21 protein-coding genes are annotated in these 20793 nt (G+C 35.3%); 7 read left to right on the top strand and 14 right to left on the bottom strand.

Features of this window, described 5'->3' with window-relative positions; genetic code table 11:
• Positions 1–2: 2 nt before the first annotated feature.
• From Q3Y49_RS10855 to Q3Y49_RS10845, 3 genes are all read right to left on the bottom strand, one after another.
• Positions 3–899, bottom strand: a complete 897-nt coding sequence (locus Q3Y49_RS10855) for a bile acid:sodium symporter family protein (RefSeq protein ID WP_303268176.1) — start codon at positions 897–899, stop codon at positions 3–5.
• Positions 900–963: 64 nt separating this feature from the next.
• On the bottom strand, positions 964–2004 hold the full coding sequence (locus tag Q3Y49_RS10850) for a quinone-dependent dihydroorotate dehydrogenase (RefSeq protein ID WP_303268175.1): 1041 nt from the start codon (positions 2002–2004) through the stop codon (positions 964–966).
• A 166-nt stretch (positions 2005–2170) separates the two neighbouring features.
• On the bottom strand, positions 2171–2476 hold the full coding sequence (locus Q3Y49_RS10845; RefSeq protein ID WP_303268174.1) for a DUF3276 family protein: 306 nt from the start codon (positions 2474–2476) through the stop codon (positions 2171–2173).
• 135 nt (positions 2477–2611) lie between these two features.
• Between Q3Y49_RS10845 and Q3Y49_RS10840 the strand changes: the two genes are divergently transcribed.
• From Q3Y49_RS10840 to Q3Y49_RS10830, 3 genes are all read left to right on the top strand, one after another.
• Positions 2612–3517, top strand: coding sequence for a DUF58 domain-containing protein (locus Q3Y49_RS10840; protein ID WP_303268173.1), 906 nt, complete (start codon positions 2612–2614; stop codon positions 3515–3517).
• A gap of 77 nt (positions 3518–3594) precedes the next feature.
• Positions 3595–4182, top strand: coding sequence for a riboflavin synthase (locus Q3Y49_RS10835; protein ID WP_303268172.1), 588 nt, complete (start codon positions 3595–3597; stop codon positions 4180–4182).
• A gap of 11 nt (positions 4183–4193) precedes the next feature.
• Entirely contained in the window at positions 4194–4892 is a 699-nt protein-coding gene (locus tag Q3Y49_RS10830; RefSeq protein WP_303268171.1) for a LytR/AlgR family response regulator transcription factor, read from the top strand.
• Here Q3Y49_RS10830 and Q3Y49_RS10825 read toward each other — a convergent pair.
• Genes Q3Y49_RS10825 through ribD form a run of 4 tightly spaced genes read right to left on the bottom strand, consistent with a single transcriptional unit; the run spans position 4866 to position 8018 of the window.
• Complete coding sequence (locus tag Q3Y49_RS10825; protein WP_303268170.1) at positions 4866–5441, bottom strand: phosphatase PAP2 family protein; 576 nt, start codon at positions 5439–5441, stop codon at positions 4866–4868. The genes Q3Y49_RS10830 and Q3Y49_RS10825 overlap by 27 nt on opposite strands.
• Positions 5442–5496: 55 nt before the next feature.
• A complete protein-coding gene (gene hemF / locus Q3Y49_RS10820) occupies positions 5497–6414 on the bottom strand; it encodes an oxygen-dependent coproporphyrinogen oxidase (RefSeq protein WP_303268169.1) in 918 nt (305 codons plus the stop codon).
• Between the two features lie 9 nt (positions 6415–6423).
• On the bottom strand, positions 6424–6906 hold the full coding sequence (locus tag Q3Y49_RS10815; protein WP_303268168.1) for a GAF domain-containing protein: 483 nt from the start codon (positions 6904–6906) through the stop codon (positions 6424–6426).
• A 38-nt stretch (positions 6907–6944) separates the two neighbouring features.
• On the bottom strand, positions 6945–8018 hold the full coding sequence (gene ribD, locus Q3Y49_RS10810; protein ID WP_303268167.1) for a bifunctional diaminohydroxyphosphoribosylaminopyrimidine deaminase/5-amino-6-(5-phosphoribosylamino)uracil reductase RibD: 1074 nt from the start codon (positions 8016–8018) through the stop codon (positions 6945–6947).
• A gap of 24 nt (positions 8019–8042) precedes the next feature.
• On the opposite strand from ribD, the gene prmC reads away from it, so the two are divergent.
• Positions 8043–8888 (top strand): peptide chain release factor N(5)-glutamine methyltransferase, encoded by an 846-nt coding sequence (gene prmC, locus Q3Y49_RS10805; RefSeq protein WP_303268166.1) that lies wholly within the window; start codon positions 8043–8045, stop codon positions 8886–8888.
• A gap of 212 nt (positions 8889–9100) precedes the next feature.
• Positions 9101–9853 carry an SDR family NAD(P)-dependent oxidoreductase gene (locus tag Q3Y49_RS10800; RefSeq protein ID WP_303268165.1) on the top strand — a complete coding sequence of 251 codons (753 nt, stop codon included), beginning with the start codon at positions 9101–9103 and terminating at the stop codon, positions 9851–9853.
• A gap of 56 nt (positions 9854–9909) precedes the next feature.
• Here the strand turns inward: Q3Y49_RS10800 and Q3Y49_RS10795 are convergent, their stop codons facing one another.
• From Q3Y49_RS10795 to Q3Y49_RS10785, 3 genes are all read right to left on the bottom strand, one after another.
• Positions 9910–10887, bottom strand: coding sequence for a phytochrome family protein (locus tag Q3Y49_RS10795; protein ID WP_303268164.1), 978 nt, complete (start codon positions 10885–10887; stop codon positions 9910–9912).
• A gap of 38 nt (positions 10888–10925) precedes the next feature.
• Positions 10926–11159 (bottom strand): putative signal transducing protein, encoded by a 234-nt coding sequence (locus Q3Y49_RS10790; RefSeq protein ID WP_303268163.1) that lies wholly within the window; start codon positions 11157–11159, stop codon positions 10926–10928.
• A gap of 61 nt (positions 11160–11220) precedes the next feature.
• Positions 11221–12363, bottom strand: coding sequence for a DEAD/DEAH box helicase (locus tag Q3Y49_RS10785; protein WP_303268162.1), 1143 nt, complete (start codon positions 12361–12363; stop codon positions 11221–11223).
• Positions 12364–12479: 116 nt separating this feature from the next.
• Between Q3Y49_RS10785 and Q3Y49_RS10780 the strand changes: the two genes are divergently transcribed.
• Entirely contained in the window at positions 12480–13793 is a 1314-nt protein-coding gene (locus tag Q3Y49_RS10780) for a DEAD/DEAH box helicase (RefSeq protein WP_303268161.1), read from the top strand.
• Between the two features lie 390 nt (positions 13794–14183).
• On the opposite strand, the gene Q3Y49_RS10775 is transcribed toward Q3Y49_RS10780, so the two are convergent.
• The 4 genes from Q3Y49_RS10775 to Q3Y49_RS10760 form a co-directional block, all read right to left on the bottom strand.
• Entirely contained in the window at positions 14184–15518 is a 1335-nt protein-coding gene (locus tag Q3Y49_RS10775) for a M24 family metallopeptidase (protein ID WP_303268160.1), read from the bottom strand.
• A gap of 160 nt (positions 15519–15678) precedes the next feature.
• Positions 15679–16368, bottom strand: a complete 690-nt coding sequence (locus Q3Y49_RS10770) for a TapB family protein (protein ID WP_303268159.1) — start codon at positions 16366–16368, stop codon at positions 15679–15681.
• Between the two features lie 135 nt (positions 16369–16503).
• Complete coding sequence (locus tag Q3Y49_RS10765; RefSeq protein ID WP_303268158.1) at positions 16504–17229, bottom strand: lysophospholipid acyltransferase family protein; 726 nt, start codon at positions 17227–17229, stop codon at positions 16504–16506.
• A gap of 200 nt (positions 17230–17429) precedes the next feature.
• Positions 17430–20270, bottom strand: coding sequence for a CHAT domain-containing protein (locus Q3Y49_RS10760; protein ID WP_303268157.1), 2841 nt, complete (start codon positions 20268–20270; stop codon positions 17430–17432).
• Between the two features lie 126 nt (positions 20271–20396).
• On the opposite strand from Q3Y49_RS10760, the gene Q3Y49_RS10755 reads away from it, so the two are divergent.
• Entirely contained in the window at positions 20397–20744 is a 348-nt protein-coding gene (locus tag Q3Y49_RS10755) for a DUF202 domain-containing protein (protein WP_303268156.1), read from the top strand.
• The last annotated feature ends 49 nt before the right edge of the window (positions 20745–20793 follow it).

Here is a 20793-nt window from a genome sequence, read left to right as displayed (position 1 = left end):
ATTTATGATAAAGATAATTCTTTTAAAGCCTCTTGTGAGTTTTGTTTTTTAGAAATCATTATAACTACAGCAGCGGTCACAAACATCAATAAGCTGTAAATGGCGGCTGGCACCGCCATTTGTGTATTATTTAAAATCGCTGGGCTTAAAGCCAACGCAATTGCCAAAGTTCCGTTTTGAATCCCTGTTTCAATGGCGATGGAGCTTCTTTGTCTCTTGTTTAAGCCAAATAATTTACCTAAAACAAAGCCCATTAACAATGCCGTTATATTCAATATGATTGCTGCAACACCAGCCTGCTCAAAGTAGGGAATAATACTCTCCCTCTCTTTCAATATTGCCGCCAATAAAATAAGAACAAAGAAAAAAGTTGAAATTATATTCATCGCCTTTTCAGACTTAACTGCAAAACGAGGACGTTTTTTCTTGATGACCATTCCAATTATGACAGGGAAAATGGTCACTAAAAATATTTGAATAAAGGTTTTGAAAAATGGAAGTGATATTGCCTTCTCTTCTGTCATATAATACGCTAATGCAATGTTTAACAGAATCGGAATACTGAAATTAGTAATGATACTGCTGATGGCCGTTAAACTTATGGATAATGCTAAATCCGCCTTAGCTAAATGAGAAATGAGATTTGAGGTAGCTCCTCCCGGACAAAGTGAAATTAGTATTAATCCAACTGCTAGCTCGGGTATTGTAAACATTAAAGCGGCCAATCCGAAACCTATTAAGGGTAGAAGTATTAATTGGCAAACTAAGCCAATCACTGCCGCTTTTGGATAAAGCGCTATTTTTTTAAAATCGCTGGGTGTTAGGGTCATGCCCATTCCAAGCATAATAATCCCCAAGGCCAAAGGTAAAAATATTGCAGTTACAGCGCTTTGTTCCATAATAGTCAGTTTTTGACTGTAAAATGCTGAATTTATTTCTCATCTGCAATCAGCTATGTAAAAATCAAGCGTCTGATCGCTTAAGAAGTGCTTGATTGATATTCTTTACTAAACGTGGCCCTTCATAAATAAAGCCTGTATAAAGTTGTACTAAACTGGCTCCAGCATCTAATTTTTCGAGTGCATCTTCGGCCGACATGATACCTCCAACACCAATAATAGGGAAAGCTTGACTTGATTTTCTACTAAGATATCTAATAACTTCAGTTGCCCTTTTTCCGAGAGGTTTCCCACTCAATCCACCATTTCCAATTTCATTTACTTTATTTGCGGGAGATTTCAACCCATCTCTACTGATAGTAGTATTCGTGGCTATTACTCCAGCAATTTTTGTTTCCCTAACAATTTCAATTATATCGTCCAACTGTTGATCCGTTAAGTCAGGAGCAATCTTTAATAAAATAGGCTTAGCTTTTGTTTGCTTCTGATTTAATTCCATCAAATGATTTAACAATTGCATCAATGGCTCTTTCTCCTGTAGCTCTCTTAATCCGGGAGTATTGGGAGAACTTACATTCACCACAAAGTAATCTACATAAGGATAAAGTTGAAGAAAGCACTTTTCATAATCATTAAATGCTTCCTCATTAGCAGTAACTTTATTTTTACCAATATTTCCACCAATGATGATATCGCTTTTGCGTTTCTTCAATCTTTCGATAGCTTGTTCAATCCCCTGGTTATTAAAACCCATTCTGTTAATTATACCATGATCTTCCGTCAGGCGAAACAAGCGCGGTTTCGGATTACCGGATTGAGCTTTAGGAGTTATGGTTCCTATTTCAATAAAGCCAAATCCCAAGGAAGCCAATTCATCAATTAACTTAGCATCCTTATCGAAACCTGCTGCTAGCCCCACAGGATTGGGAAATTTTAAACCAAATAATTCTTGCTCAAGCTTTGGTGATTTTACTTGAAATAAACTTCTATTTAAAGACTTTACTCCAGGAAAATTGAAAAGGAGTTTTGTTAACGAAAAGGTAAGATGATGGGCTTTTTCAGCAGATAGTTGAAATAATAGAGGTCGGATTATGGATTTATACATTAATTCAAGGTCAGAAAATTCAAATTCTTTATTGAATTACAAAGTTCTGACTTAGATTTTATAAATCCTTGTTTTTGATTAAAAAAAATAATTCAATCCAAAAAAAATGAATTAAAGCCCCTGTAATTGAAGGAGCTTTAAAATTATATAAACTTCTTAATTGACATCAATCCCAGCTCATTTCTTCATCATCTTCATCTCTGTCAAACTGAGTGAAGTCGAATTCAGGCATTAAATCGGTTTTGATATGGTCTACTGTTTCGCCTAAAGCATTAACGAATTTATTAAAATCTTCCTTGTACAAGAATATTTTGTGCTTCTCAAAAGTAAATCCATCATCTTTGGGTTTCCTTTTGCTTTCGGTAATGGTCAAATAATAATCGTTGGCTTTTGTTGTTCTTACATCAAAGAAATAAGTTCTTTTTCCAGCCCTTACTCTCTTCGAAAATAATTCTTCCTGTTCTCTTTCCATAAACTCTTTCACTAATCTATCTAAATGTTGTTTTTAATTATTTGGCTTAAATATAGTACAATGCCTTACACTTTTGCAAATTGCCCTTATTAAATTGCCAAAACATAACTTTAAATAAATAAGTATATAATATTTATGGACATATCATTAGAAAACCTTCCTGAAATTCCATCATTGGATTTATTGGCCAAGCAATTGGTTGAAGGATTTATTACTGGGATGCACAAATCTCCTTTCCATGGATTCTCGGTTGAGTTTGCTGAACATAGATTATACAATACTGGGGAAAGCACTCGTCATATTGACTGGAAGGTTTATGCTAAAACTGATCGGCTTTACACCAAAAGGTATGATGAGGAAACCAATCTTAGAGCCTATATTTTATTGGACAATAGTTCTTCTATGTATTACCCGACTCAAAATAACGGGAAGATCAGATTTAGCATTTTGGCCGCTTCAACCTTGGCGTACTTATTACAGAGACAAAGAGATGCAGTGGGCTTGATCAGCTTTTCAGATAAAATAGATGTATTTACTGAAGCAAAATCAACGAGGGCACATCTGCAAAACCTATTTGTTCATTTGCAGAACATATTACAACAGACCCAACAGCACAAAAGCACAGAAATCAGTCAAAGTCTGCATATCGTAGCTGAAAAAATCCATAAAAGGTCTTTGGTAATCATTTTTAGTGACCTCATGACAAAGTCGGAGCAACTAGAAGAGTTTTTTAAATCCATTCAACATATCAAACATCGCAAACACGAAGTTCTGTTTTTTCAGGTAAATGAACCTTCTACTGAATTGGATTTTGATTTGGAAGATCGCCCTTATGTTATAGAAGATTTAGAAACTGGCCAAAAGCTGAAGCTAAATCCTTCGCAAATCAAGGAAACCTATCACGAAAAAGTGGAGGACTACTATAAACAGATTGCATTGAAGTGCCATCAGTATAAAGTTGACTTAACCAGAGTGGACATCAATGACAATATTCAAAAAGTTTTGGCTGAGTTCTTAATTAAAAGGAATAAAATGAATTAGTCTTTTTATTGATTTATCTAAACCAATTGAAGCAAACGGTGTTTTTCAAATCATTTACTTTTACTTAATATTAAAATATGTTTACAGGAATTATTGAATCATTAGGAGAAATAGTATCAGCAGATAAAGAGAATAGCAATTTAATTCTGACGGTCAAAAGCGATATCTCTAGTGAATTAAAAATAGATCAAAGTATTTCCCACAATGGTGTTTGCTTAACAGTAACGGAATTGCATCCAGATGCACACACAGTGGTTGCAGTAGATGAGACGCTTAAAAAATCTTCAATTGGAAATCTTCAAAAAGGAGATTTTGTGAACTTGGAACGCTGCATGATCATGAACGGCAGATTGGATGGCCATATCGTTCAAGGGCATGTCGATGGAAAGGGAAAATGTCTCAGTATTAATGATGAAGATGGGAGTTGGATATTTACCTTTTCTTATGATTCTTCTGAAAATGTATTGGTAGAAAAAGGGTCCATTTGCATAAATGGTGTCAGTCTAACTTGTTTTGATGTGACAGATGAAAAATTTAGTATTGCCATAATTCCCTATACTTTTGAACACACAAACTTCAAAAAAATGAAAAAAAACGATGAAGTGAACTTAGAATTCGATATAATTGGGAAATATGTACATAAACTAATAAATAAAACCAACTAACCAATTACAATATGGCTTCAGAATTGAATTGCATGATAGTGGATGACGATCCCATTTTCAGACAATATATTGCCAAACAAATCAAGGAAACTAATGGCCTAAAATTAGTTACCGAGGCTGAGAATGCTAATAGTGCTCTTGATTTATTAGAAGAACATGAGGTAGATATTATATTTCTTGACGTGCAAATGCCTGAAATGACTGGCATTGAGTTAACTCAACGATTAAATAATGGTTACGAGGTCATTCTTGTGACTGCAAATGATAGCTACGCGGTTGATGCCTTCGAGCAAAAAGTAACTGACTATCTTGTTAAACCATTTGAGTATGAAAGATTTGTTCAAGCCATCAACAAGGCGCAAAGAAACATTGAAGCCTTCCGTAAGAAAAAGAATATAATAGAGCATATTTTCATCAAAAGTGATGGGAAAATTGTCCATTTAAGACTACAGGACATACTCTTTGTTGAGGCTTTAGCTGATTATGTTGTAATTAATACTGAGGCTAAGAAATATATTGTACATCACACCATGAAAGGAGTTGAGAAAAAATTACCCGTTCATCGATTTGTGCGAGTACATAGATCTTTTATAGTCAACATAGAAAAAATAGATCATATAGAAGATTTGACTGTTCATATTAAAGTCAAGGCGATCCCGATTGGCGCTTCCTACAAAGAGGCTTTATACAATACCATGAATTTTCTCTAAGTGATTAGGGAAAATTCTTTTGTATAGTTGGAAGGTGACTATTGCCGCCAACACCCCTAAAATCGCTCCCATAATGATGTCTCCCGGATAGTGAACTCCCACATAAATTCGGGAATATGAAACCACCACAGCCCAAGCTATCATAATTTTTGCATAACTATTTCTATAGATAAACCACAGGAAAAAAGCCAAAGCAAAAGTATTAGAGGCATGACTGGAAGCAAATCCATATTGTCCTCCACAACCTTTAACCATATGAACAAGTCCTTGAATGGCGGGATCATGACAAGGCCGCAATCTCTCAAAGAAAGGTTTAAAAAAACCGGATGCTGCCTGATCTGCTAAGGTTATTAGTAATGCAAAAGCCAATATCATAGACCAACTTTGCCATTTCAATTTTCTGATAACAAGAAACAAAATAAGGGCATACAAAGGAATCCATGGGTTTCGCTTGGTAATAAAAAGCATGATAGGATCTAACCAATCAGCATGAAGCCCATTAAGCCAAAGGAATAATTGTTGATCGAGTTCTATCAATGATTCTATCATTCTGTAAAAATTTGAGGAAAATTAATGCTAAACTTAGAAATGACCTAAAAAGAATCTATTGAATATTGACCCAATCTACCTCTTTCTTTAATAAAGCCATAGTTTCTATCTCAAAATCCTTTTCTGCTTGGTAATCATATGCCCAATTGGCTTGGGGCGGCATGCTCATGAGAATGGATTCTGTTCTTCCGTTGGTTTGCAGACCGAATTTAGTTCCTCTGTCCCAAACTAAATTAAACTCCACATATCTTCCTCTTCTTAAGTACTGCCATTTCTTATGTTGTTCAGAAAAGCTTTTTTCTTTATTGATTTCCATCAAATGACTGTAAACAGGAGCAAACAGATTGCCTACATCTTGAACAAAGGCAAAAACATCTTCCTTACTATGTTTTTCATTTTCCACTAGGCGATCAAAGAAAATGCCTCCTACCCCACGGGTCTCATTTCGATGCGGTAAATAAAAATAGTCATCTGCCCATTTCTTGAATTTCGGATAATAATCAACATCATGTTTGTCACAGACTTTCTTAATTTCCTGATGGAAATATTGCGCTTGAGATTGATCAATAATATGGGGCGTAAGGTCAATTCCTCCTCCGAACCAATAAGTACCATTGCTAAATTCGAAATAGCGCACATTCATATGAATGATAGGTACCATGGGGCTAAATGGATGCATTACAATGGAAACTCCCGTGGCGAAAAAGCTCAATTCATCATCATTTTCAGCATCAATTTCTAGGGTTTTCAACAACCCTTCTGGAGCTGGACCTTCAACCGCTGAAAAATTCACTCCTGCTTTTTCGAGTATATTTCCCTCTTGCAATAACCTAGACTTTCCTCCACCGCCTTTCGCATGGCTCCACTCATCTATTTCAAATTTACCTTTTCCATCGGTAGCTGAAATTTGATCGCAAATATTGGCTTGGAGCTCTTGAAAAAAATGTCCTATGGATGCTTTATCGGTATTCATTACAACGGCTTATAAAAATTTAGAAACAGACTTCATTAATTCTTCCAAATATTTCTGATCGATTTCATCAAAAGTATTAAGCTCATCACTGTCAATGTCTAAAACCATAGCTACCTCTTGATCTTTAAATGCAGGGACTACTATTTCAGACTTAGAAGCTGAACTGCAGGCAATATGTCCAGGGAAAGCTTCCACATCTGGAATCACCAAAGTTTTACCTTCTGCCCAAACCGATCCGCAAACCCCCTTTCCTTTTTGAATGCGAGTACAAGCTATAGGCCCTTGGAATGGCCCCAACACTAATTCTCCATTTTTTACAATGTAAAACCCAATCCAAAAGTAACCGAAAGCTTCTTTAAGGGCAGCAGTTATATTAGCCAAATTTGCCACCACATCTTCTTCGCCATCCACTAAAGCATTTATTTGTGGAATTAATGCCTTGTATTTTTCTTCTTTGGATGCGTTCACATCTATTAATAATGACTCTGACATATTATGAGATTTATGGATTCTAGATTAAAGATTATAGATTATTTATTTTGATAAATACTTAAGAAATCTGTTTGCTTTTTATCCCTGATATTTTTTTGGGAAACGAGCTTATGATTATTTAGTTGAGGGGATTGAATTCCTTTTTGAAAATTAACTGTAGCTTTAAAAACTCTTGCTTCATCCCAAAGATCTGCGTCAATGAAAGCCTGCAAAGTTTGTGCTCCTCCTTCTACTAAAACTGATTGAAACTGTTGCTGAAAGAGATATCCCATCATTTCATTTAAAAAATTTTCTTGTCCCAACTGAATTGCATCAACTCCATTCAAATTCCTCTTTTCAGATTTAGTATGAAAAAGAATTGTTTTTTGGTTTTTATCAAAAATTTTCAGCTTATCCCTTAAAGCTAATTGATGATCAATAACTAATCGAACGGGATTTTTACCTGACCAATCTCTAGCTGTCAATTGAGGATCATCAAATTTGACCGTATTTTTCCCTACCAAAATAGCATCAAGTTCTGTACGCCATTTATGAACCATTTGACGAGATAGCGCATTACTGATCCATTTGGAGTCAAAATTCTCTCTTGCTACAAATCCATCTGCAGTTTCAGCCCACTTCAAAACTATAAAAGGTCTTTCTTTCTGCATGAAAGTGAAAAATGCTTTATTTATCTCCAGACACTCTTGCTCCAAAACACCTGCTTCGACCTGAATTCCTGCTTTTTCAAGAATTTCAATTCCTTTACCTGCCACCAAGGGATTAGGATCAACAGCGCCAATCACTACTTTTTTCAGCTGTTTCTCTACTAATAATTCCGCACAAGGTGGTGTTTTGCCATAATGAGCACAAGGTTCCAGCGTAACATAAGCAGTGGCTGATTTCAATAATTCCTGATCTTTCACAGATCGAATGGCTAAAACTTCTGCATGAGGTTCTCCTGCTTTTTGATGCCAACCTTCTCCAATTACTCTACCCTTCAACACAATTACACAACCCACCATCGGATTGGGGCTTACAGTTGATTTACCGTAAGAAGCCAATTGCAAGGCTCGTTGCATAAAATGTTCATCTTGTTTGCTCATCATTGGCAAAACTAAATAAAAAATCATGAACTTTGAGGAAAGCATTCTGAAATGACTAGCAAACAATTATTTGAAAATATAAAAACTCCAATTGCTGAATTTGAAGCACAAGGTGAAGCAGAGGCCATAACTTTGTTAATCCTCGAACAACTGTTTCATATTTCAAGAATGGATGTATTGGTGGAAAAAGAAATTGATATTAGTAGTGAAACAGATGAAAAATTAAAGTCTATGCTCGACCAGCTGAAAAGCGGGCAACCTATTCAACATATTTTGGGAAAGGTTGAGTTTTATGGAAGACAATTTTTGGTAAATCCTAATGTACTGATTCCCAGAAGGGAAACAGAAGAGTTAGTCCATCTAATTTTGGAAAGACATTCTGATTTAAGCGAACAACTTATAGTAGATGTTGGTACTGGAAGTGGTATTATTCCTATTACAATAGCAAAAGAAAGGAAACATTGTGAAGTGTACGGAATAGACATTAGCTCAGCCGCATTGGCAACTGCTAAAAGAAATGCAGACCTAAACCACGCTCAAGTAAGTTTCATTCAAGCTGATATTTTAACAGAAGAGCCCAATTTACCAAAAGCCAATATTTGGGTAAGCAATCCGCCTTACGTAATGGAGAAGGAAAAGGCAGAAATGGAGGCTAAAGTCTACGACCATGATCCTACTACAGCGCTTTTTGTACCTGACCACGATGCTTTGATTTTTTATGAGAGAATTGCTCAATTGGCATATAATAATTTAATATTAGGGGGTGAATTGTATTTCGAGATTAATGAGCTATTTGGTAAAGAGGTAAAAGCAATAATGGGAGATTGCGGCTTTAAAGAGATAGTAATTAAAAAGGATATGCAGGAGAAGGATCGCTTTGTTTTGGGGAGAAGATGAAGCTCACAGGAGACAGAAAATGCACAGAAAGAAAATGGATTTTAGCTTCCCATAAATATAACAAAGCTAGTTAATAATGAAAGCTGGGTAAGAATAATTAATTATTGACAGATTATTGCATCTCATATCCATTTCCTATATTTAAGTCTTAAAACTCTTTCTGTGAGCTTCTGTGTTTTCTGTGAGAGAATTTATATAACACATAATTTATTATGAAAAAAACAGCATTTATAACAGGCGCAACTTCAGGTATTGGTCATTCTACTGCCGTACTTTTAGGTGAAAATGGATATAGAATTATTGCAACTGGCAGACGGCAAGAGAGACTAGATGAATTAAAAAAAGATCTAGAAAAACATACTGAAATCCATACGCTGAATTTTGACGTCCGCAACCAAAAAGCTGTAGTAGATGCGATTGAAAGCCTACCGTCAGAGTGGCAAAATATAGACTTACTGATTAACAATGCTGGAAACGCACATGGTTTGGCATCAATTGAAAATGGAAGTATGGAAGATTGGGAAGCGATGATTGATATTAACGTTAAAGGTCTTTTATATGTATCCCAACCTATTATCAATAAAATGATTGCACAAAAATCGGGACATATTATCAATATTGGATCTGTTGCTGGAAAAGAGACTTATCCTAATGGAAATGTGTATTGTGCCTCTAAACATGCGGTAGATGCTTTGAACAGTTCCATGAGAATGGATTTAAATAAATATGGAATCAAAGTTTCTCAGGTAGCTCCGGGTTTAGTTGAAACCGAGTTCTCACTGGTAAGATTTAAAGGAGATGAAGATCGCTCAAAATCAGTTTATGAAGGCTTTGACGCTCTAAAGGCTGAAGACATAGCAGATTTGATATTATTTATGGCTACTCGACCTGCACATGTAAATTTGGCTGATGTTTTGATTTTCCCTACAGCTCAAGCTGCTTCGACTATGGTAAATAAATCCTGAATTGAAGATAAGATAAGGAATGAATAAAATTCCTAATCGAAATCTCGTCTCCTTCTCTAATTAAAATTATCGCGTTGAGCTATTATCTCATTAATCTTATTCTTCAAATCTTCTTTTTGCTCGGAGCTCAAAATACTGCCATCAGATAGCTGCGTGCTCATTAATCTAATGATTTCGTCTAACTCTTCGCAGGAATTAAATAATTTATCCATCAAATCTTGAGTCTTAGGATCGGTAGATTCCATCCTTATCAAATCCGTCAGACCTAAGATTCTAGCAAGTGGCGCACGAAGTAAATGTGAATTGATAAATGCATATTCCGTGAGTTGATAGTTTCTTTCCTCCAACTCAGTAGTTCGATTTTTGACCATTAAATCCAAGCCATCGTTCATAGATGTAAGCTCTTCATTGGCATGATTTAGTTCGTCTACAGTACTTCGTAATTCCTCTGTCCTTTCACTTACTAATTCTTCCAAGCTTGTAGAGTATTTTTTTAGTTTTTTACCATAATTGAATTGAACCAAAAATAAAGTCACTACAAGTAAAGATGTTATGAACTCAAAGTAGAGAGATCGTCTCAATTCATCATAAAAAGTTGTAAAAGGGGTATTGTTCAATCCTAATGCTTGATTCGTAACAATAAAAATAGGTATTAAAAAAACAGCGTAATAGATGATGATTCCTATTGAACAGAAAAAAATACTCTTTAATACATAATCAGAATATTGCTTAATGACCAAGTGATAAAAAACACCAAAAAAAGCCAACCCACCCGAATGCATTAAGATGGTGGAGTAGATAGAACCTTGCTCAGGGGTTGCTAAAGCGGAAATTACAACAGTGATAATTAGATAGATAGGATTAGTGATATAAAATACACTAATTAACAATGGGATTTCATTCAAACTGCTGATTGCGGCAGTAAAACCAGGGATATTAAATTTAACTAAGCTCAGAAGGGTGGAAAGCAATCCAAATATCAAGCTGAGCAAGATATCTTTAAAATGCTGATTATTTACTATACTTTTATCCAACCAATTGAAATTAAATAAGAAACTTTATTGAACGCAACTTAACTACCTTTGTTTAAATCTTGTATCACTTCTGAGGCCTTATCAAAATCATTGGCGTTAACATACAAATCCACCGCATTTGAAGACGATCCAAAACCAGCCAACGTAGCTGATTGAAAATCATTTTTAACCATTGAGGGAATCCCTATTTTGTTCAATTCATCTTGAAGTAAATTAATGTTGATTTCCGTATCACTATGAATCCTTACTATATCACTTTGTTGGTTTTTCATAAATTAAAGATAGGGAATATATTGAATAATCATATTTAAACCTTTAGATCCGGATATTAGGTTAATAACCGTGCAAATCAATATCGGATATGTCTTTTAACTCAATTTTGTTCTTCATTTTCTTTTGTATTACCTCAAAGTGAGACTGTTCTTCAGGTGAAATAAGTGAAATAGCTATTCCTGAATGCTCTGCCCTACCAGTCCTTCCTACTCTGTGAACAAAATCCTTAGGTGATCGAGGTAATTCATAGTTAATTACAAAAGGTAAAAATTCAATATCGATACCCCTAGATAAAAGGTCAGTAGTTACCAATACATTGATTTTTCCTCCCTTAAAATCTTGCAAAGATTGATTACGTGCACGCTGGCTTTTCTTGCTATGAACTGCCACAGCAACAACTCCGTTTTTTCTCAATTTATCGGCAACTTTGTCTGCTGTATTTATAGAAGAAGTGAACACCATTACCTGTGTCAGATCTTTCGACTTTACTAAATACCGAAGAAATGGTCCTTTTTGATAGTCGTCAACTGCATAGGCTGACTGGTCAATCAACTGAATTTTTTCTTCCCTCTGCTGTAGATGTACAATAGCAGGTTTATTGAGATATAGTTGATTAAGTTTCTGAACATCAGGGCTTAAAGTAGCTGAAAATAATAATTTTTGAGCTGTACCGGGAATGAGTTTCAAAATCTTATCAAGCTCAACTTTAAAATTAGTGCTCAATAGTTTATCTGCTTCGTCCACCACCAAAAGTTCTAAAGCGCTTAATTTTAGAGCATTAGAAGACACCAAATCCAGTAACCTACCTGGCGTAGCAATTAATATTTTAACCTCTCCCATCGCCTGCATTTGCGGATTGATAGAAGTGCCACCAAATACAGCCAAAGTTTTACTATTGTTTCTATTTACATCAACAAAAAGTTTAAAAACCTCTAAAACTTGTTGTGCCAATTCACGAGTAGGTACCAAGATTAAAACTTGAGGCTGACGATTTCTCCCTTCCGGAAAAAGGTTAAGCTTGGTAAGAATGGGTAAAATATAGGCTAAGGTTTTTCCAGATCCTGTTTTAGCAATACCTAAAACATCTTGCCCCTTTAATGCTATTGGAATAACTTCCTTCTGAATAGGAAATGGAGTTTTAATGTTCTGTTTTACTAAAGAATTAGAAAGAGAAATAGGCAAATCAAAGGATGCAAAAGACATAAACAGGGGTAGTAAAAAATGAAATGTAAAGTTATTCAATTTTAATCATGATTCACTTCTACATTGAGGTTTAATAATACTATCTAATTCAAACTTAATTTCCTTAGCTTTGCAGCATGGTTCAAAAAGTTAAATCACAGGCCGAAATGCTGGCAAAACTGGGTATAAAAGGATTAAATCCTATGCAAAAAGAAGCACAGCAAGTGCTTAAAACCTCTGAGGATACAATCTTGCTGTCTCCAACCGGAAGTGGTAAAACTCTAGCATTTTTACTTCCGATTATAGAATCATTAGACCCAGAATGCAGAGAAATTCAGGTACTTATTATAGTACCATCTCGAGAATTAGCTTTACAAATTGAACAAGTTACTAGAGAATTAGGTAGCGGTTTTAAAGCAAATGCGATTTATGGAGGAAGAGCTGGGGTCAAAGATAAAATCGATTTACAGCACCCTCCTGCCATTCTAATCGGAACCCCCGGTAGGATAGCTGATCACATCAAGAGAGAAAGTTTTGCGGTAAAAAGTATACAGACTTTAGTACTAGACGAATTTGATAAATCATTGGAAATTGGTTTCGAAGGAGAAATGAAAGCCATTATTTGGGAACTTCCACAGCTGAGAAAAAAGATTTTGACCTCTGCTACTGAACCCAAAAGAATACCCGAGTTTTTAGGTTTGCGTGATCCATTTTATCTCAATTATCTTGATGAAAAGAGTAATAAACTGTCTATAAAAGTTATAAAATCACCAGATAAAGATAAACTTGAAACCTTAGGACTTTTAGTACAGCAATTAGGTGAGCAACCCGGAATTATATTTTGCAACTTTAAAGATAGCATTGAAAGAGTAAGTGAATATTTAGCTAAGCTAAATATTCCTCATGGTAGTTTTTATGGAGGATTGGAACAGAAAGATCGTGAAAGAGCTTTAATTAAATTCCGAAATGGAAGTTATAAGCTATTGTTAGCTACCGATTTGGCGGCTAGAGGATTGGATATTCCTGAAATCAAGTTTATTATTCACTATCATTTACCTATTAAAGAAGAGGAATTTACCCATAGGAATGGTAGAACTGCTCGAATGCATCAATCAGGAGTAGCCTATGTTTTGGAAGGAGCAGAAGAAAAACTTCCTAATTTTATCGATACCGAATATACTACTATTCAAGAAATTGAACAAGAAGTAGATGTTGAAGTAAAGTTTCAAACCTTATTCATTTCAGGAGGCAGAAAAGATAAAATTTCGAAAGGAGATATTGCGGGTTTGTTTATGAAAGAAGGTAAGCTTCAAAAAGAAGACATAGGCGTAATTGAATTAAAATTGGATTGCGCTTTTGTGGCTGTAAATGCTGATAAAGCTAAAAATGTAGTGAAAGCTTTAGACAACAGCAGATTGAAAAAGAAAAAGGTGAGGATCAGGTTAGTCTAGGAAAAGGGTAAAAAAGCTCAAGCGAGTCGCTTGAGCTAGTTGGAGGGAACTCAAAAGCCCATCAGCTAGAGGGCTATTTTGCTACAAAGAAAGAAATAATGCAACAATAAAAGATATCAATGCTATACTCCCCATCAAAATTAAAAAATAGGATTGTAGTTTAATCCAGTAGACAGTAGTTCCTAAGATTCTCTTCATATCATCTAAGCCGGTTTTCTTGAGATACTTTTGTATTGCAATTCCCACGAGAATAAAAATTATAGCAAGTAGTCCATATAAAAATTCAAAATTCAAATGCATGGATTCTGATAGATTTTAATGAATATGTTAAAATACATTTATGAAGTTAGCCCAAGCGAAACGCTTGAGCTAGGGTTTTGGGAATGAATATCATCGCGGAATAGCATAAATTTCCTCTTGCCTTCCATCGATATAATAGATTTTTTCGCCATCGAAAAAGGCTTCTTCTTCCAGCATAATTCGGATTTCTTTATTCCACTCTTGAATAAAAACTGCCGCATTGAGTTCAATAGAATAAGTAGTATTGGGATATAAAGGATAATCACCGCTTCCAGAAACTCCTCCTTGTGAGTCCCACATACCAATAGTAGGACCTGCTGCATGACCATGATAGCCAATGGGGTGCGTATAAATAGTGGGTTTCAATCCAGCTTCCTTTGCTTCTTCCAGTGCAGACAAAAGCATTTCATTTCCTGTTCTGCCTGTTTTGAATTGATTGGTTAAATGATCTTGCACTTTTTTACCTTCTTCAAATGCTTTAACCAGATAATTGGGGATTCTCTGCTCTCCAGGTTTCAAAACATAAGCATGTTGTTGGGTATCCGTATTCAATCTCAGATAGGTAATACCAAAATCCACATGTAGTAAATCTCCAGGCTGAATAATTTGCTGGTCAGGTCTTTTGCTAAAGCTTCTCAAATGATCAAAATTTTCCGGGTCAGCTCTTTGTACATCTACTGTAGGATGAAACCAAGTTTTCAATCCAAGCCTATTAATCTGTTGTCTATACCACCATACTAAATCATCTGTTGTGCTCACTCCGGGAGTGATGGCTTCCAACGAAAATCCTTTCGCTATGATTTTATGGGCAATATTGCATAAGTGCTCATAAATTACTCTTTCTCTCTCTGTTCTCGTTTCTAACCAACCAACAGCTAATTTCTCTGCTGAAATCACCTTTTTCTGTTGCGGTTTTGATAATGCATTCATTAGTAAATCATATTCCGACTTCACCAATCCATCAGCATGAGAAAAATCATTGGACATATTTACCCCTATTTTTTCCGGATTTTTTTCTTTAATGAGCTCTGCAAGTCTTTTCCATTGGTCAGGTTGCGTATCAGGATTCCAAGCCCTTTTAAATATCTCGCCCACATCGTAACGGGCAACTGCATGAGTTTGCAATTCGGCTCCTTTTTCCGGCTGATAAATCACCAACATGGTGGTTCTTCTAGCGGCCATCCAAGTTGACGGCAACATCGTTTTGATGACAGGATCCTCATTATATTCGCTTGAAATAATGACCCACATGTCGATGTCTGTTCGCTCCATTATTTCAGGTAATAATGCCTCAAAACGTTCTTTTAAAATCTCATCCTCCACTCTGGCCTGCTCTTCTAAGCTAAGAATTTCAGGGTATTGAGCAAAGCTGAGGTAGTTAATGAGAATTGACAATAATAATGTGCAGAAAAATTTGATTTTCATAATGGTATAGAATTATCTAGAAGAATAAAGTATGTAAATACAATTAGTGACAGCTCTTCTTAGACCTGTCAAGATTTAAATTGTCAATATAGAAAAAACTAAATAAACCTGATATTTTATAAGGTGGAAACCTAACCGTTCCTATATTCTGAAACCAAAATCAATTAATCTCTGTCAAAACAGAGTAGCTATTTAGTTTTCCGTTCTTATCGTACTGCTCAGTCCTTACCACCCCCACATTTTTAGCTATCCACTCTATATTTTTAGTCTCACGGGTAATCATAGCATCAAATTTAACAATCGAATTGATTTTGTAAGTATCATAGGTGCCAGCCGGCACTTCAATCTCCTCTTTAGACATTACTTTTCTATCTTGAATTTTAATCTCCATTTTCATTTGCATAGGTCCTGCTATAGTCATTGTAACTCCTCCATCTTCCAAGTACTGCCCAACTTCCAAGTTTTCAGGAATGGTAATGGCGTCAAACTCCATTTCAACATCCATATTTTTGAAGCTTTCCATAGTTTCTTCTGGAACATATTTTGACATATCCATCTCAACTACTCCGTCCTTGCAAGTAAATTCTACCTCTTTCTCCAAGACCAATTTATCTTTTCTATCATAAGAAGTGAGCATGACATTTGCTGTAAGCGTTCCTGCATCTTCGCTAACAGAGAGTACTTCATAACTTTGTTTACCTTGATATTTATCTTTTGCATTATAATTGGAGGTTGTCCACTTCCGCCCTTCATCCAATAATAGATAAGGATTACAGTCCGATTGAGCCCAAGATTTAAGAGGGCTTGACAAAATAAAAATGAAAGCGAGTAATTTGATAAAAGTCTTCATAGTCTGGCAAATAAGTTTTTAGCAAATTACAATTTTATCTTGATAGTGGCAATAAGGAAGATATTAAGGAATTTTTTATCAATACTAGATAGTAGCATTATCAAATTAAACACTGAAGCAAAACTTCAACAGAACTTACTTTTTTTCTAACTCCATCTTCATCTTCTCCATCACCTCATCTTTCAATTTCGGGAGCTCCTTTTGAGTCAGTCCTGCTGTTGATATAGGGGGCAAGATTTGAACATGTACTTTACCGGGCTTCATTAAAAAGCTACTTGGCTTCATCAATTTGGCTGCATCTTTTATGACTATGGGTAAAATTGGAGCTTGCGCATCTATGGCAATTCGAAAAGCACCGTCATAAAATCGCTGCAGAGGTTGATCCGTTCGGTTCATGGTGCCTTCAGGAAAAACCAGTATGGAAGATTCGTTTTCCAAAACCTCATTTAATCGATCTTTACTTTTCTGTCTGCTTGACGGATTTGATCGATCCACAACCTCAGTTATCATTTTGATCAAAAATCCAAAAATCGGGATTTTGGTCAATTCTTTTTTAGCCAAAGCTTTGAAAGGAGCATCAATAGCTTGTGCAATGGCGGGAGTATCTAAAAAGGAAGTATGATTTGAAATCACCACGTAGTTTTCTTTTTTATTGAAATTTTCAGTCCCCTTTATTTTATAGATGATTCGGTTGAAAGTACTAAAAAGTAATGACCATAAGCGAATTGCCTTGAAACTTAAATGTATTCCTTTCTTATGGATCATGGGTGGAATCAAAAACACCGGAAAAAGGATGATCATAAAAACATGGAAGATGAGCAACGCCCAAATAGTATAAAGGAATTGGAAAAATTTCAGCATTTAATCTTTAAAAGTATTTTTTATCAAAAACAAAGATGCTGAAAATTCCTGTTTTAGGCAGATTTTTTTTGGAATAAATGGATTGCTATATATTACCGATCCAATTCCAGAAGATTCAGGATAATTTTAGTCTCAATTCCTTCGTCATGAGAGTAGAAATACCGGAATGACGTGCTCATTTATCGTTTGAACAATTATAATCACCTACTAAACATAATAAATGCTCCCCAGTAATAAGGATGTTTGTATTCATTCAACATGGCTAACTGGGCAGAACGAAATGCATCTGGGATGGCTTTTCCTTTAACATTTTCTCTGTAAAATCCCGACATCAATTTCTGAGTGGCAGTGTCATCCACCTTCCATAAACTCATCACTAAGGATTGGGCTCCAGCCACTATGAAAGCTCTTTGTAGTCCATAAACGCCCTCACCTGATTTCACATCTCCTTTTCCGGTTTCGCAAGCGGAAAGGACTACCATTTCCGTATTATTCAAATTGAGATTAATGGCTTCATAAGCTGAGAAAAAGCCATTATCACTTTGGTTGAAAGACTGGGAACTTCCCGTACCTTGTGAGGATCCTGCTCCACTCAGTAATAAACCCGAACGTAACAATGGATTTTGTCTGATGTACTGCAATTGAACTCCAAACAAATTATCGTTAGCCTGTTGGTCTTCCAAAAAATAGCCATGACTAGCTAAATGCAAGTATTTTGGAGATTGAACCATCTTGAGATTAGACTCATTGGCTTCATTATCCAAATACTTTTGCATTTGCATTTTAGGGGAAAGATATTTTGAAATATCCTCAATTTCCTTTCTTGTACCTGGCAACTGAGCAATTAACTGGCTATCAAAATTAGGATCACCCATTAAATAGGCTTTTTGTTGACCGACTTGACTTTCCGATTTTTCAAATAATATATCATTAGGATGGCCTACGTATCTAATATCATGGTCTTGAATGAGGTATTTACCGTTTGGTTGCTGTAGTGTATTCATGTTCACCTGATTATAAATTCCATCTGGAGAAATGTATATTCTGGATGAATTTCCTACTTCCTCTTCCATGCTTTTCCAGTATTGATCATAAGAGTAATCATCTTTCATTTTCTGATTGATGACATTATTGTAATAGGCGTAATATCGATTTTCTAATAAGTCTCCACTCTTATTAATTACTATTTCTGGTTTACTAGCACCTTTCTTCAAAATCACATAAGCATAGGCATTTTTAGCAGTCAATTGCTTATCAAAAATTGGGTACTGAACAATCTCAACCATCACCTCTCCAGGCTTCAATTGATTCAAAATATTTCTATAATCAGTATTTCTGTCCTCATAAGCATTTGAAAAAGCATCTGATTTAAGTGATAGTTCCTTTTCAGTTTGATTAGCAGCATTTTCTAAAGAATCCACGTTAAAAGATTGCTCTTGAATTTCTTCCTCCGTTAAAGCATAAGCATTAGCTAACTGTTGTTTTTGATCCAGCCATTGTTCATAAAGCGAAGTTAATTCCTCATCATTCTGATTAAAAATCGTATTCCTAAGTGATGTAGAGGCACTTAACAAGATTCCCTTGGTTGACAATCTATAGCGCATAAAATCTTCCAATAGCTCGGGATATTTTTGATGATTTTCTAATGCGAAGTTATAAAAGCGGAAAAATCGAGGCTTCATTTGTTCCCAGTATTTGGTTTTTTCGGCTTCACTCAAAGCAGGGAAATAATCTTCTACAAACTCTTCACTTGTCTCCATCACTCTTTTGAAGTAGCTTTTTGCAGATTCAATTTGATTACTGCTCCAAAACCACAAAGCCATATCCTCCTGGCTTTTCACTACCTTCGGATGATTATTTGACAACTTTCTTTCACGTGTATAGAGTGCTGCCTGCAATAAAGGTTCTGCTTTATCAAGTGCTCCTAAAAAACGGTACAAGTTCCCTAAGTCTGCTTGCGTGCCTGCCGTGGTCAAATGTTCGGAACCAAATTCATTTTCATAAATATCTAAAGCCAATTTTAAAGCTTCCTCGGCTTTTTCGTATTCTCCTTTTTGAACATATAGCGCAGCAATATTAGATTTCATGTGAGCATAGTCGGGATCATTTTTAGCGTTTAACTTCAATCTGCTTTCTTGCAAATCCAAAACCTCTTGAAATGTATTTTCTGCTGTTGCTAAATCTCCATTTTCTTGCTCCAGGATAGCTTTATTAGTTAAAAATTGCAAGTAGGTGCTATTATTGTCTGTTAAACTTTCTTTGGCTATTTTAGTGCATTTCTTCATCAAGTTCAAGGCTTGGTCTGCTCTTCCCATGTACTGATTCAAAATGGCTGCATTGTTTATGTAAATCGCATAAGGAAGCTTTTCATTTTCGTTTTCTGAATTAAGCAGTTTACCTAGCTGACTAATTATCTGCTCGGCTTTAAGATAATTTCCCAAGTTAATTTGAAGGACCGCATAATTATTTAATTCAGCTAAGTAGCCAACACTTTCATTCCCCTGCATTTCTTCCCATCCATCTAATGCGATTTGCGTAAATTCCTCCGCTTTGGTAAATCTTCCCATTTCACCGTATATCAACCCTAAAAGACCAATAACTTTAAGATAATTAGGTTCATCAGTAGCGGAGATTTGTTCATACTTAAGTTTTGCTAATTGTAAATTTGTTTCCGCCAAAAACTGGTTCCCCATTTTATAATTTAATCTCCCGAAATCATAGATGTCACGAGCTGCCTCCAGATCTGATTGTGGTTCACCATCTCTTAACAGAAAATTAGCCGTTTTCACTAAACCTTCTCCCTTTTGTTGATTTTCAAAAGACTCCGTTTTATCCAGGAAAGCAATTGCGTAGTTAAAGGAAAGGGTATCATAACTCTCACGTTTTTCGTCAGTTTTTTCTTTCAATTTATCTTTAACTAATTTTTCAGCTTGCTTTTTCAGCACGCTACCCACTCCAAACTGTGCAGTTGCAAGGTGCGCATGAAATGATACGATCAAAATTAAAAAAGATACTGCTGATAATTTTAAGTGAAAAGTCATGGCTCTTAATTCTTTATTATTTAGGTAATACTAATAAAATCAAACATATTTCATAAAAATAAGTAAAATAATTAGTGATATATCCATAACAGGAGTCGAGAAATTCAATTGCAGATTTTTTTTAACATGATGAAGAAATTAAAAATACCTAAGATCGTTCCTGACTATCAAAACAAGGAAAAGATTATCTTAAGAGACTTTTTAGCCTTAGAAAGAACTACCCTGGCCAATGAGCGCACATTGTTTGCTTACATTCGCACGAGCTTATACTTAATTTTGGGAGGGATTGCATTTCTAAAAATGGAAAGTCTGCAAACTGTACAGTGGCTGGCATATTTATCCTTTGGAATAAGTTTAATAATGATTATCTATGGGATAGTCCGTTATTTCAAACTAAAACGAAAGCTGCAAAAATTTTATGACGAAGATGCTATGAAACCATTTGAAGATGATCAAAAACAAGAATCAGATTAATTTTTTCAGTCTTTATAATTAGTTTAAAATTAAGTGTTTGTACCTTTGT

It is taken from the genome of Marivirga harenae (genome assembly GCF_030534335.1).
In the GTDB taxonomy this organism is placed as follows: Bacteria; Bacteroidota; Bacteroidia; order Cytophagales; family Cyclobacteriaceae; genus Marivirga; species Marivirga harenae.
This window is presented reverse-complemented; position numbering and strand designations above follow the sequence as displayed.

Coding starts and splice junctions, on each gene's coding strand:
- Q3Y49_RS10770 (WP_303268159.1), bottom strand. CDS start 16,368: ATGAAGACTTTTATCAAATTACTCGCTTTCATTTTTATTTTGTCAAGC.
- Q3Y49_RS10755 (WP_303268156.1), top strand. CDS start 20,397: ATGATGAAGAAATTAAAAATACCTAAGATCGTTCCTGACTATCAAAAC.
- Q3Y49_RS10835 (WP_303268172.1), top strand. CDS start 3,595: ATGTTTACAGGAATTATTGAATCATTAGGAGAAATAGTATCAGCAGAT.
- Q3Y49_RS10790 (WP_303268163.1), bottom strand. CDS start 11,159: ATGAAAAACCAACAAAGTGATATAGTAAGGATTCATAGTGATACGGAA.
- Q3Y49_RS10840 (WP_303268173.1), top strand. CDS start 2,612: ATGGACATATCATTAGAAAACCTTCCTGAAATTCCATCATTGGATTTA.
- ribD (WP_303268167.1), bottom strand. CDS start 8,018: ATGATTTTTTATTTAGTTTTGCCAATGATGAGCAAACAAGATGAACAT.
- Q3Y49_RS10780 (WP_303268161.1), top strand. CDS start 12,480: ATGGTTCAAAAAGTTAAATCACAGGCCGAAATGCTGGCAAAACTGGGT.
- Q3Y49_RS10800 (WP_303268165.1), top strand. CDS start 9,101: ATGAAAAAAACAGCATTTATAACAGGCGCAACTTCAGGTATTGGTCAT.
- Q3Y49_RS10775 (WP_303268160.1), bottom strand. CDS start 15,518: ATGAAAATCAAATTTTTCTGCACATTATTATTGTCAATTCTCATTAAC.
- prmC (WP_303268166.1), top strand. CDS start 8,043: ATGACTAGCAAACAATTATTTGAAAATATAAAAACTCCAATTGCTGAA.
- Q3Y49_RS10855 (WP_303268176.1), bottom strand. CDS start 899: ATGGAACAAAGCGCTGTAACTGCAATATTTTTACCTTTGGCCTTGGGG.
- Q3Y49_RS10765 (WP_303268158.1), bottom strand. CDS start 17,229: ATGCTGAAATTTTTCCAATTCCTTTATACTATTTGGGCGTTGCTCATC.
- hemF (WP_303268169.1), bottom strand. CDS start 6,414: ATGAATACCGATAAAGCATCCATAGGACATTTTTTTCAAGAGCTCCAA.
- Q3Y49_RS10815 (WP_303268168.1), bottom strand. CDS start 6,906: ATGTCAGAGTCATTATTAATAGATGTGAACGCATCCAAAGAAGAAAAA.
- Q3Y49_RS10785 (WP_303268162.1), bottom strand. CDS start 12,363: ATGTCTTTTGCATCCTTTGATTTGCCTATTTCTCTTTCTAATTCTTTA.
- Q3Y49_RS10830 (WP_303268171.1), top strand. CDS start 4,194: ATGGCTTCAGAATTGAATTGCATGATAGTGGATGACGATCCCATTTTC.
- Q3Y49_RS10760 (WP_303268157.1), bottom strand. CDS start 20,270: ATGACTTTTCACTTAAAATTATCAGCAGTATCTTTTTTAATTTTGATC.
- Q3Y49_RS10825 (WP_303268170.1), bottom strand. CDS start 5,441: ATGATAGAATCATTGATAGAACTCGATCAACAATTATTCCTTTGGCTT.
- Q3Y49_RS10845 (WP_303268174.1), bottom strand. CDS start 2,476: ATGGAAAGAGAACAGGAAGAATTATTTTCGAAGAGAGTAAGGGCTGGA.
- Q3Y49_RS10850 (WP_303268175.1), bottom strand. CDS start 2,004: ATGTATAAATCCATAATCCGACCTCTATTATTTCAACTATCTGCTGAA.